At 44.4% G+C, this 12,387-nt stretch carries 11 protein-coding genes and 2 tRNA genes; 10 read left to right on the plus strand and 3 right to left on the minus strand.

The window, feature by feature from the left end; genetic code table 11:
* Positions 1 to 224: 224 nt before the first annotated feature.
* Together ttcA and FSC11_RS04320 are read left to right on the plus strand one after the other, a co-directional pair.
* Positions 225 to 1,151, plus strand: a complete 927-nt coding sequence (gene ttcA, locus FSC11_RS04315) for a tRNA 2-thiocytidine(32) synthetase TtcA (protein ID WP_004814970.1) — start codon at positions 225 to 227, stop codon at positions 1,149 to 1,151.
* Positions 1,152 to 1,377: 226 nt separating this feature from the next.
* Positions 1,378 to 1,761, plus strand: a complete 384-nt coding sequence (locus FSC11_RS04320) for an SCP2 sterol-binding domain-containing protein (RefSeq protein WP_004814972.1) — start codon at positions 1,378 to 1,380, stop codon at positions 1,759 to 1,761.
* 62 nt (positions 1,762 to 1,823) lie between these two features.
* On the opposite strand, the gene FSC11_RS04325 is transcribed toward FSC11_RS04320, so the two are convergent.
* A complete protein-coding gene (locus FSC11_RS04325; RefSeq protein ID WP_071320241.1) occupies positions 1,824 to 2,939 on the minus strand; it encodes an MltF family protein in 1,116 nt (371 codons plus the stop codon).
* A gap of 367 nt (positions 2,940 to 3,306) precedes the next feature.
* Here FSC11_RS04325 and greB point away from each other — a divergent pair, with 367 nt between their 5' ends.
* From greB to FSC11_RS04340, 3 genes are all read left to right on the plus strand, one after another.
* Positions 3,307 to 3,801 (plus strand): transcription elongation factor GreB, encoded by a 495-nt coding sequence (gene greB, locus FSC11_RS04330; protein ID WP_163165353.1) that lies wholly within the window; start codon positions 3,307 to 3,309, stop codon positions 3,799 to 3,801.
* 88 nt (positions 3,802 to 3,889) lie between these two features.
* Positions 3,890 to 3,980 (plus strand) — tRNA-Ser (locus FSC11_RS04335).
* A 241-nt stretch (positions 3,981 to 4,221) separates the two neighbouring features.
* Positions 4,222 to 4,312, plus strand: a tRNA-Ser gene (locus FSC11_RS04340).
* Positions 4,313 to 4,349: 37 nt separating this feature from the next.
* On the opposite strand, the gene FSC11_RS04345 is transcribed toward FSC11_RS04340, so the two are convergent.
* A complete protein-coding gene (locus tag FSC11_RS04345) occupies positions 4,350 to 5,309 on the minus strand; it encodes a LysR substrate-binding domain-containing protein (protein WP_163165355.1) in 960 nt (319 codons plus the stop codon).
* Positions 5,310 to 5,550: 241 nt separating this feature from the next.
* Here FSC11_RS04345 and FSC11_RS04350 point away from each other — a divergent pair, with 241 nt between their 5' ends.
* The 5 genes from FSC11_RS04350 (at position 5,551) to epmA (ending at position 11,901) form a co-directional block, all read left to right on the plus strand.
* The gene (locus FSC11_RS04350) at positions 5,551 to 6,774 is read left to right on the plus strand and encodes an acyl-CoA dehydrogenase (protein ID WP_163165357.1); all 1,224 of its coding nucleotides are present in this window, start codon (positions 5,551 to 5,553) and stop codon (positions 6,772 to 6,774) included.
* Positions 6,775 to 7,000: 226 nt separating this feature from the next.
* Complete coding sequence (locus tag FSC11_RS04355; protein ID WP_163165359.1) at positions 7,001 to 8,431, plus strand: MFS transporter; 1,431 nt, start codon at positions 7,001 to 7,003, stop codon at positions 8,429 to 8,431.
* 51 nt (positions 8,432 to 8,482) lie between these two features.
* Positions 8,483 to 9,721 (plus strand): CaiB/BaiF CoA transferase family protein, encoded by a 1,239-nt coding sequence (locus FSC11_RS04360; protein WP_163165361.1) that lies wholly within the window; start codon positions 8,483 to 8,485, stop codon positions 9,719 to 9,721.
* 141 nt (positions 9,722 to 9,862) lie between these two features.
* Positions 9,863 to 10,930, plus strand: coding sequence for a 4-phosphoerythronate dehydrogenase (locus FSC11_RS04365; protein ID WP_163165363.1), 1,068 nt, complete (start codon positions 9,863 to 9,865; stop codon positions 10,928 to 10,930).
* The gene (gene epmA, locus FSC11_RS04370) at positions 10,927 to 11,901 is read left to right on the plus strand and encodes an EF-P lysine aminoacylase EpmA (RefSeq protein WP_163165365.1); all 975 of its coding nucleotides are present in this window, start codon (positions 10,927 to 10,929) and stop codon (positions 11,899 to 11,901) included. Before FSC11_RS04365 ends, epmA begins: the two co-directional genes overlap by 4 nt.
* Before the next feature lie 39 nt (positions 11,902 to 11,940).
* On the opposite strand, the gene FSC11_RS04375 is transcribed toward epmA, so the two are convergent.
* Positions 11,941 to 12,381 carry a GNAT family N-acetyltransferase gene (locus tag FSC11_RS04375; RefSeq protein ID WP_163165367.1) on the minus strand — a complete coding sequence of 147 codons (441 nt, stop codon included), beginning with the start codon at positions 12,379 to 12,381 and terminating at the stop codon, positions 11,941 to 11,943.
* Positions 12,382 to 12,387: the final 6 nt, after the last annotated feature.

The raw sequence follows: 12,387 nt of genomic DNA on the forward strand, positions 1-12,387 counted from the left end.
TAAATCCACAAAGTTATCCACAGGTTTTGTGGAAAACTGTGGAAAAGTCCAAAACATAAGCATCCTGGATAAAAAATGAACTGTTTCGTTCAATTTATCAATCTAAATAAAACATGAAGTTTAGAGTATTACTTCAATAACAGGAAAATAAATTCTTTTGATGCGAGAAGCACCCGAATCGGATAAAATTGCGCGGTATTTTTATTTATGGGTTATTCTCGTCTATGTACTCGCCAGTTGAATCCGAGCAAGGATTTAATTTCAAACCGGAATTGCCAACAAGCTCTGCCTATTACCGTTTGTTGAAAAAGCTTCGCCGTCAGGTCGGACACGCTATTCGTGACTTTAAAATGATCGAAGATGGCGACAAGGTCATGGTGTGTATTTCTGGTGGTAAAGACAGCTATACCTTGTTAGATATCATGCTGCAGTTCAAGCGTATCGCACCTATCAACTTTGATGTGGTTGCAGTAAACCTGGACCAGAAACAGCCGGGCTTCCCTGAAGATGTATTACCACGTTATCTTGAAGAAAATAACATTCCGTATTACATCCTGGAAAAAGACACTTACAGCATTACCAAGAAGCTAACGCCTGAAGGCAAGACTTACTGTGCCGTATGTTCTCGTCTGCGCCGTGGCTCGCTGTATGGTTTCGCGCAAGAAATTGGTGCGACCAAAGTTGCGCTCGGTCATCACCGTGATGACATCCTGGCGACGTTCTTCCTGAACCTGTTCCATGGCGGCAGCTTAAAAGCGATGCCACCAAAACTGTTGTCTTCAGACAAGAAGAACATCCTGATCCGTCCACTGGCTTATGTGGAAGAGAAGGACATCATCAAATATGCCGAGATGCGTCAGTTCCCGATCATTCCATGTAACCTGTGTGGTTCTCAGGAAAACCTGCAACGTGCCATTATCAATGACATGCTGCGTGACTGGGATAAAGCTCATCCGAAACGTCTGCACAGCATTTTCGGTGCACTGCAAAATGTTTCACCGTCACAACTGGCTGACCGTGAACTGTTTGACTTCGAGGCACTCGACAGCCAACGCGAATTCGACTTTAAAGATTCTTGCTCAACTGAAGAAGCAGTAGAAGGCGAAAGCAAGCGAATAAATATGGTCAACCTCGGTTTTGCTGCGGATTAAGACCTTTTTGACGGGTATTCATTCAAGTTGAATGCCCGTCAAGCCTTATAAATCAAGATCATGTACATAAAAACAGAAAGATAATGACAAAAATTGAACGCTGCGTACAAAATTCGTTAGCCATTCGACAAATGATCATGTTATAACAATCTGCAAGCGCAATAGCGTCAACAATGATGTTGTCTGGATAGACGACACACACGAACTAATAAATTGAGGAAAGATCATGCCTGCTTTTTTAACTGATGATTGGTTTTCAACTGTAGAAACTCTGACTGCTCAAGCAGGTGACCTAAACCTAGCGCCAGCGCTTGCGAATCTTGCAATCAATCTGGTGGTTGCGGACGCTACAGGTAATACTGAATTATCTTTAGATGGTGGAGCGATCAAAAAAGGTCTGTCTTCAAATGCGAAGACTACGCTGAACATGGATGCAGAAACTCTGCGTAAAGTATTCCTTGAGTTTGACATGGCTGCTGCAATGCAAGCATTCATGACCGGTAAGATCAAGGTTCAGGGGGATATGTCTCAGCTGATGGCATTGCAAACTGCAAAACCAAGCCAAGAGCAAAAAGATCTGTTCAAGAAAGTGCTTGAACAAACAACCTGATCAGTCCTATCTGCATAAAAAAAGCTTACCCCAGGGTAAGCTTTTTTTATGGCTTGAATAAATTAGATATTCACAAGCTCTGAACTTTTAATCTGTTCCAGATAAGAACGGATACGGGTTACATATTGCAACGCCTGACGATAACGGCCATTACTGGCTTTGTTATGCTCCAGATAGCTATACAGGTTCACCCAGTTATCCGGATCCTTACCCTGGTTACGGATACTGTTCTGAATTTTCTGAACTGCACCCGGACCCATGTTATAGGCTACTAAGGCATACCAGTTACGGTCCGGCATAGGAATATGCTCAAAGCGTGACAGCATCTTGTCATAGTATTTCGCACCGCCCTCAATACTTTGAACAGGATCGGTACGGTTATTTACACCCATTGCCTTTGCGGTTGAGCTTGTCAGCATCATCAGACCACGGACACCGGTCGGGGACACGGAGTTTGGCTTGAGATAGGATTCCTGGTAGCCGATCGCGGCGAGCAGATGCCAGTCCAGGCCGTACTGCTGTGCAGATCGCTGGAAGCTGGCCTTGTAAATGGGGAGGCGCTGGCTAAGATCCTGATGGATATTATCCCTGAAATGCTCCTCGACTACATTCTGATTGTAAAAGGAAGCGAGCTGATTGATTGCGCCGCTTTGCTTGCTGTTACATACGAAATTACTTGCAGTCTGGCTCAATGGATCATTGGCTGATTTGAAAACCCAGTTCAGGTTGGCATTCAGGCCTTTAGACGACAGAGAACTGCCATCACCACAAGTTGCAGAGAATGACGTCAGTTTACGCGCTTCAATGCTGCTGATACTGCTTGTAGTCATTGCCATGTTGGCTTTGCCTTGAGCAACCATTTTCAATGCAGTGGCATCATCGCTGACTGTTTTGAAATCCAGTTTTACATTCATGTTTTTGGCATAGTTACGAACCAGATCATAACCAAAACCATGCAGGTGACCGCCTTCTTCAAACACTGTGGTCGGGCTCTTCACAGCAACGACAGTAAGCTTATTGCTGTTAACGACACTATCAAACTGATGTGCTGGTGTTTTACTTGCATTGATGGCGTGGAATGGAACAAGCGCAGTGCTCAATACAAGAATTTTTACAGGGAGAGAGGAAAATAAAGATCTTAGGCAAAGCCTCGACCCAGAAGATGAACTACTGTGCATGTTGTCTCCGCTACAAGTAATTTATGCCCTCGAAAGTTTTAGGCAAAAGACACCACAGAACTTTCTTAAAGTTGATAAATTCAATTAGGGTTGGGCAGTCATGACGTCATTCAAAATGACTTGGGATTAAACGGCAATGTGTAGAAAAACTACACAGAGTAAAAAATAAACAAAGTTAATCAGATGTGCGCATGGTAATGATCAAAAAATAGATTGTCAAATTTTGTACGCAAAAATGTTTAAAAATGTAATTTAAGTATTTAAAATCATTAGAAAATTTTTTTAGTATTATGTTTGCTTGTTAAAATAGCCAATAAAATAGGGCAGTTAGCAAGGAAAATGATGTCATGAGTGGTGCAAGAAAACGATGAAATCCAATTTGATTACCCGTGGTGGGCATGACAAATTAGTGGCAGAACTTAAATATCTGTGGCATGAAGAACGACCGGAAATCACTAAAAAAGTGAACTGGGCCGCCAGCCTCGGCGACCGTTCTGAAAACGCTGATTACCAGTACAACAAGCAGCTGTTACGCAAGATCGACCGTCGTGTCCGTTATTTGGGCAAACGTCTGGAAGAGCTACGGATCATTGACTTTTCACCTGAGCAGGAAGGGAAGGTTTACTTTGGTGCTTGGGTCGAAATTGAAAATGAAGCCGGAGAACAAAAGACTTTACGTATAGTGGGAGTCGATGAAATTTATGACCATCATCCACAGCATATTTCGATTGATTCGCCAATGGCACGTGCGCTGCTTGGCAAACAGGTTGATGATGAAGCAGAAGTAATAACACCCTCCAGTAAGAAAGTCTGGTTCATCAATACCATCCGCTATGAAAAGCCTGAAAATTCAGCAAATTGACCGAATTGATTTTATTTTGTGCATTTGATAGCTAAATTTCTGAAAAATATTTGCCAAGCCGGATTTTTATTTATATGATGGCGCCCATGGAAGCGTGGCAGAGCGGTTTAATGCACCGGTCTTGAAAACCGACGAGGGCTTATACCCCTCCGTGAGTTCGAATCTCACCGCTTCCGCCAAATTTGAAAACCCCGATCGAAAGATTGGGGTTTTTTTATGCTTATAATTTTTTTCATGTTAGTGATTCCGTTTTAATCAGCATCATAAATTTATTGGGTTTATTTTTATTATTCATCTATCTATCAAGTGTCTACTCAAGAAAAGCGTCCGGCTGAAAATTAGCTGATTGAACGGATTTTTTAATAAGTTTTGCGAAAATTTATTGCCAAGAAACAGAAATATTTATATGATGGCGCCCATGGAAGCGTGGCAGAGCGGTTTAATGCACCGGTCTTGAAAACCGACGAGGGCTTATACCCCTCCGTGAGTTCGAATCTCACCGCTTCCGCCAGATTTGCAAAACCTCAGTCGAAAGATTGGGGTTTTTTTTATGGGGCTTCAGAATCAGCCTGAATGGGTTCTTGCTGTAGTTCTTCTTTCATCCAGTTTACAAATCTGGAAATGAGCGTGGAATGTTCATTATGAGCATGAATCAGGTGATAGGCCCGGCGTCGTTCCAGTTTCTGATCGGAAATTTTCACCAGTTCTCCATTAGCGAGTTCTGTTTCAATTAACATCTGCGGAATCAAGGCCATTCCCATATCATGTTTGGCTGCAACGGCCAGCATAGAAAATAATTCATGCCGCTGTCCGCCTAAAGGATTTGGATGTTTTACCTGATGCAATTCGAACCAGTCCTGCCAGATTGTGGGGCGAGTCGTCTGTTGTAAAAGCGGTAACTGTAATAACTGTTCAGCACTCAGTATTAAATGTGGTGTATCAGCTGTTACATTCATTTTTAAATGTGTTTTGATGAGACTGGGTGAACAGACAGCAACCACATCTTCATGCATCAGGAAATGGCTGGTAATCCCGGGCCACTGTGCGACCTGTTCTGGTGTACCTGCATAAATGGCAGCATCGAAGATGGTTTCATGAAACAGGAAGGGGCGTGTGCTGGTTTCCAGATGTACAGTAATTTCCGGATGACGCTGCTGGAAACGATGTAGCTTAGGTAATAGCCACCGGGTTGCAAAAGTAGGAACAACCCCCAGTTTCAGCGTACCGCCTTGACCTTTATGTTCTATGACATCCAGCGTAGCTTGTTCCAGACTTATTAATAAAGGTTTGATACTTTCATAATATTGCTGTCCTGCTGCGGTCAGTTCCACACCATGACGCGTACGGCTAAACAATTGTACCTCGAGTAATTCTTCCAGATGCTGGATCTGACGTGAGATTGCACTCTGCGTCAGAAATAGCTCCTGTGCAGCATGGGTATAACTGGCATGGCGTGCTGCAGATTCGAAGCACATGAGGCTTTGGGTAGAAGGGATTTTTCGGCGCATAATTTCCTCCCTGAAAATATCGTCCTATCACAAAATGACATATTAAACTTAAACCTATATACAACTTTGGTCTACAGCATTGAGTTAATCAGGCTTACAAGTATGTTGATTAAAAGCCTCATATCTCAGTTATGCAATTAACGCATATCTACATGCTAAATACTCGTTTGAAAGCTGTTTCATTCCTGCCTAGGATCAAGTCAGAAGATTGAGAACAATAGACAGCTAAGCAGAGGATGCGATGAATCAAATGGTCAATACAAAAAAAGTCCAGAAAAACTATTTTGACTGGCAAGACCCATTTTTACTGGAGCAGCAACTGACAGAAGAAGAGCGCATGATTATGCAATCTGCACACGCTTATTGTCAGGGGAAGCTTCAACCACGTGTATTAGAACAATTCCGTCATGAACAGACTGATCAGACCATTTTCCGTGAGATGGGTGAGCTCGGCTTGCTAGGTCCAACTATTCCTGAACAGTACGGTGGTGCAGGCTTAAATTATGTCAGTTATGGCCTGATTGCTCGTGAAGTTGAACGTGTCGATTCAGGTTACCGTTCTATGGCCAGCGTCCAAAGCTCGCTGGTGATGGTGCCAATCAATGAATTTGGCTCTGAAGAACAAAAACAGAAGTATTTACCAAAACTGGCAACTGGTGAATATATCGGCTGTTTCGGCCTGACTGAACCAGATCATGGTTCAGATCCGGGTAGCATGATTACCCGTGCTAAGAAAGTTGATGGTGGTTACCGCTTAACTGGCGCAAAAATGTGGATTACCAATAGTCCAATTGCCGATGTATTTGTTGTTTGGGCGAAAGAAGTCTCTGCTGAAGGTAATGTCGGTGATATTCGTGGCTTTATCCTGGAAAAAGGCTGGGAAGGTTTATCTGCACCAGCGATTCACGGCAAAGTGGGTCTGCGTGCTTCGATCACCGGTGAAATCGTAATGGATAATGTATTTGTTCCAGAAGAAAATGCGTTTCCGGAAATTCGTGGCTTACGTGGACCATTTACCTGTCTGAACAGTGCACGTTATGGCATTGCCTGGGGTGCGATGGGCGCAGCTGAATTCTGCTGGCATACGGCGCATCAATACACCATGGACCGTAAACAGTTTGGTCGTCCATTGGCAGCCAACCAGCTAATTCAGAAAAAACTGGCGGATATGCAGACTGAAATTGCGCTTGGCTTACAGGTCGCTTTACGTTTTGGCCGTATGAAAGATGAAGGGATTGCTTCGGTAGAAGGAACTTCACTGATCAAACGAAATAACTGTGGTAAAGCCCTGGATATTGCTCGTGTTGCGCGTGACATGATGGGCGGTAACGGCATCTCTGATGAATTTGGTGTGGCACGTCATCTGGTCAACCTGGAAGTGGTGAATACCTATGAAGGTACCCATGACGTGCATGCCTTGATTCTCGGTCGTGCCCAAACAGGTATCGCAGCTTTTTCTAATTAATTTATTTTCTAAATTCGGGATGCTCAGGATTGAGCATCCTTAGGGCTTTTGTCCCTAAAAACCGGTCAATAACTTAAATAAAGGATTCATCGTGAAGCTTTCTTGTCATTCTCAGTATTAATAAGCAGAAGTTCATAAGATGTAAGCAGAAAAAGAATAAAGAACGCTGCTGTAAACCTGAAGACAGAGGAATGTCGATGACTCATTTGGGAAAATGAGGTAATACATGAACAACGAAAATCAAAATAGTCTCCATCAAGACGCCGTTGCCTTGGGTATAAAGCTACCGAATAATGTCGGCACAGCTCATCGCATTAATGCCCATACCTGGAAACTGGCATTTATCTTCGCATTCGTCTCTCTGGTGATTGATGGTGTAGACATCATGCTGCTGTCATTTAGCTTGACCAGTCTCAAAGCAGAATTTGGCCTGACTTCGTTTCAGGCCGGAATGCTGGGGAGTGCCTCTTTAGCCGGAATGGCACTTGGCGGGATTACGGGTGGATGGGCATGTGACAAGTTTGGACGGGTAAAAACCATCGCCTGGTCAGTCGTGTTTTTCTCAATTATGACCTGTATCTTGGGTTTCACTCAAAGCTATGAGCAATTCATGGTACTTCGCTTTATTGGTGCATTCGGCCTGGGTTCACTGTACATGGCCTGTAATACCTTGATGGCAGAATATGTACCGACCAAATACCGCACTACAGTACTGGGTACCTTACAGACGGGTCAAACTGTCGGTTATATCGTGGCGACTTTGATGGCAGGTGCGATTATTCCAGATTATGGCTGGCGCATGCTGTTCTATGTAACAATCATTCCCGCTGCTTTTGCATTGCTATTTATGCGTTTTGTGCCAGAGCCAGCATCCTGGCAGGAAGCGAAAATCGAGCAGGCGAAACGTAAAGCGCTGAAACTGGAAAATCCAGAAACAACAGTTACTGCTCAACAACCATCAGAAAGCATTTATAAGCGTATCTTTGGTCATCAGTCGCATCGCCGTATGTTCCTGTTATGGATGACAACTGCCGCATTTCTGCAGTTTGGTTACTACGGTGTCAATAACTGGATGCCGACCTATCTGGAAACTGAACTCAATATGAATTTCAAAGCCTTGACTGGCTATATGGTCGGTGCTTATACCGCCATGATTCTGGGCAAGATTATTGCTGGTTATTCAGCGGATAAATTTGGACGTCGTATTACCTTTGTATTTGGTACGGTCAGTACAGCGGCTTTCCTGCCAATCATCATTTTCTATAACACCCCAACCAATATTGCCTACTTATTGATTACTTTCGGTTTCCTTTACGGAATTCCATACGGTGTCAATGCAACCTATATGGCTGAAACCTTTTCAACTGATGTACGCGGTACGGCAATTGGTGGGGCCTATAACATGGGCCGTCTAGGTGCTGCGATTGCACCGGCAACTATCGGTTTTATCGCCGCAGGTGGTTCATTCACCATGGCATTTATCGTGATGGGAACTGCGTACTTTATTGCCGGGGTGATTCCAGGACTGTTCATTCGTGAGCGTCAATATGATCCACAACAGTCCAGCCTGGTGAAGCTGGCTGAAGCAGAACATGGCGATTCAGTTGGATCGGTGACTGCGAAGAAACCAACTCGTCCAGCGACTGCAAGTCAGTAATCATCAACGTTATAAAGGCTGGGTTTCCCGGCCCATGAAAAAGGAATGAGCATGAGTGCATTAAAAGGAATACGCGTACTGGATTTAAGCCGAGTGCTGGCAGGACCATGGTGTGGGCAAATTCTGGCAGATCTGGGTGCTGAAGTGATTAAGATTGAACGTCCAGGTGTGGGGGATGATACCCGCATGTGGGGACCGCCGTGGATGAAAACACCATCTGGTGAAAATACTCGTGAGGCAGGCTATTTTCAGTGTGCGAATCGCAATAAATATTCGGTCACTGTCGATATTGCCTCTGAACCAGGACAGGAACTCATCCGGGATATTGCCAAAACTGCCGATGTGGTGATTGAAAACTATAAAGTGGGTGCATTAGCGCGCTATGGGCTGGATTATGAAAGCTTACAGGCCATTAATCCGAAGCTGGTGTATTGTTCGATTACTGGCTTTGGTCAGCACGGGCCTCGTGCCGAAGAGCCGGGTTATGATTTTATTATTCAGGGCATGTCAGGTCTGATGAGCATTACCGGTGAAGCAGATGATGTCCCGGGTGGTGGTGCGCAGAAAGTCGGTGTAGCGGTTGTGGATATTCAAACCGGGCTGTATGCGACCATTGCCATTCAGGCTGCGCTGTTGGCTCGTCATCATACAGGTAAAGGTCAATATATCGATATGTCTTTGCTGGATGTACAGGTAGCCGCTTTGGCCAATCAGGGAATGAACTATCTAACTTCAGGTACAGCACCCAAACGAATGGGAAATCATCATCCCAATATTGTCCCTTATCAAACCTTTAAAGCTAAAGATAAGGAATTTATTATCGCCTGTGGCAATGATAAGCAATTCCGGGATTTATGCATGGCAATTGAGTTACCTGAACTTTTGCAGGATGAAAAATTCCAGCGCAATCAGGATCGGGTGAAACATCGTGATGAACTGATTCCCTTATTGTCAGAATATTTTCTTGCAAAGAATGCCAAAGACTGGGTCGATGCCATTCACGCGGTCAAAGTCCCCGTCGGTGTGATTAACTCGATTGAAGATGCTTTGAATGAGCCCCAAGTTGCTGCGCGGGAAATGCTGGTAGATTTACCGCATCCTTTAAACGCTCATTTTAAAATGATTGGTTCACCGATCAAGCTGTCGGATACACCTGTACAATATCGTCATGCACCGCCAAAACTGGGACAACATACCCAGCAGATTCTGTCCCAGTTCCGTAGACCCGAAGAAATTGCCGCGCTCAATGCGCAGGGTATTATTGATCATGTTGTATCTGCGGCTTCCTAAACTGTTAATGTTTTTTTCTACTTAAACCGAAGCCAGTCTTCGGTTTTTTTAATCACTTAAGAAAATAGAAGTCCACATAACTGAATGGTCATCAGCAGCATCACGCGTTAAGATAACGGCATTGTGTTGTTGGAAGGCATTATGAAAATTGTCGCAGATGAAAATCTGGCATTTACCGATTATTTCTTTGCAGAATTTGCCGAGATTCAGCATTGTGCAGGGCGTACACTGACTGCGGCAGATATGCAGGATGCAGATGTCTTACTGGTGCGTTCAGTGACCAAAGTCAATTCACAGCTACTGGAAGGCAGCCCAGTCAGGTTTGTTGGTAGTGCCACGATTGGTACGGATCATCTGGATATTGCTGCACTTGAACAGCATGGGATTACCTGGAGCAATGCGGCTGGTTGTAATGCCCAAGCCGTAGCTGAGTACGTGATTACTGCCTTATTAAAACTTCGTCCAGCACTCCTAGATGCTGGCCCCAATTTTACCTTGGGAATTATTGGGCTAGGCAACGTAGGCACGCGACTGGCTTATATGGCAGATCTGCTAGGCTGGCGTGTGATCGGTTGTGATCCTTTTGTACAAAGAGACCATATTGAACAGGTTGATCTACAAAGCTTATTGGCGCAATCCGATGCGATCAGTATTCATGTTCCTTTGACCAAACAGGGTGAGCATCCGACTTATCATATGATCAATGCAGATGCCTTTGCCCAAATGAAGCCTGAAACCATCCTGATCAATTCAGCGCGTGGACCAGTTGTTGAAGAAGCAGCATTAACCGCTGATATCAGGGTAACTCAGCGTCAGGTGGTACTGGACGTATTTGAACATGAACCGGTGATTTCGGCTGAAGTGCTGGATCTGGCCAGCTTGGTAACGCCACATATTGCTGGTTATAGTCTGGAAGGTAAGGCGCGTGGTACACAAATGATCTATGAGGCTTTCTGTCGTCATTTTGGATATGAGATTAATAAGCGGTTTGAAAGCCAGTTACCAGAATGTGTGCAATATTTTGCAGGGCAGGATCTAAAAGCAGCTCTCAAACAGCACCTGGGTGAAATCTATGATATCCAACGTGACGATGCCAATCTGCGTGCTTGCTTGAAAGACGCTAAAGTCGATCAACAGGCTTTTGACCATTTACGTAAGACCTATCCGTTACGTCGTGAATGGGCGGCACATGGAGGGCCGAAAGCATGACGATTGCTTATCAACCGAGCTGTGATGTAAATGCGATGCGCGCACGTGCTCATTTATACGCACAGCTGCGTCAGTTCTTTGCGGAACGTGATGTGCTGGAAGTAGAAACCCCGATTTTGTCTCAAGCGGGTGTGACCGATGTGCATCTGGCATCTGTGCAAGCACAACGTCATGTACTGGGTAAGCTCAATACCCATTATCTGCAAACTTCTCCTGAATTTGCGATGAAACGCCTGCTGGCAAGTGGTAGTGGCCCGATTTACCAGATCTGCAAAGTGTTTCGTGATGATGAGCATGGGCGTAAACATAACAGCGAATTCACCATGCTGGAATGGTATCGTCCAGGCTTTAGCCTGAAAGACCTGATGTTTGAAGTTTCAGATCTGTTAAATGTGGTATTAAAAGCCCGTTTTGGTGAAGTCCGTCCAACGGTACTGAGCTATAAGCATGCTTTTATGGATCGACTAGATCTGAATCCCTTACAGGCAACTTTACAGGAATTGAAAGACTGCTGCCGTCGAGTCGGTTTAAATCTGGATCTGGGGCAGGATCGTCTGGCCTATATTGACCTGTTGTTCTCGCATATGGTGGAACCGAGCTTGGGATTTGACACAGCGGTATTTCTGACCGATTTCCCGCCTGAACTTGCTTCATTAGCAAAAACCAAACTCAATGAAGATGGTGAACTGGTTGCAGCACGTTTCGAACTTTATATAGAAGGTCTGGAACTGGCGAATGCCTATGATGAGCTGATTGATGCGGAAGTGTTACGCTCACGCTTTGAAGCAGATAATGTAGAGCGTAGCTCTCTCGGTTTACATGTCATGCCGATTGATGAGTATCTGTTGGCTGCTTTACCGAATATGCCGGAATGTTCCGGGATCGCACTTGGGGTGGATCGTCTGTTGATGATTGTCACCAATCAGATGAAGCTTGAGAAAGTCATTACTTTCCCGGCAGATATTTCCTGATTCTCCTGATCTAATCAGCCTGTTATCTGAGCAGGCTGATTAAGCCAGATATTTTCGAAAACCGATACTGTAAGCATCAAAACTCAGATTTTGATAAAAAGCATGTGCAGTTAAACGTTCCTCACGATTGCCGCTATTTACTTGTATCAATTTTAAATCACGCTGTTTAGCCAACTTTTCAATCGCTGCAATGAACTTTTTCCCCACACCTTGCCCGCGATGAGCCTGATCAACTACAAAAGCCTGAATTCGCAAATATCCCCCATCAAATTCCCAGGTGTATTCCTGAATTAAACCTGCATAGCCTATGACCTGTTGTTCATGTTCAACGACCAGCGTCAAATCATTCACATCCTGATGAATGCGTTGCCAGCGCTGCTGAATATTTTCTACTGTGGTGAGATAGCCAAGTTGTGTAGTAAGTGCATGGATTGCATACAAATCCTGTTCAAGTTGCAAAGGACGAATCAGAAAATTCATAAGTTT

It is taken from the genome of Acinetobacter schindleri, assembly GCF_010918895.1.
Classification (GTDB): domain Bacteria; phylum Pseudomonadota; class Gammaproteobacteria; order Pseudomonadales; family Moraxellaceae; genus Acinetobacter; species Acinetobacter schindleri.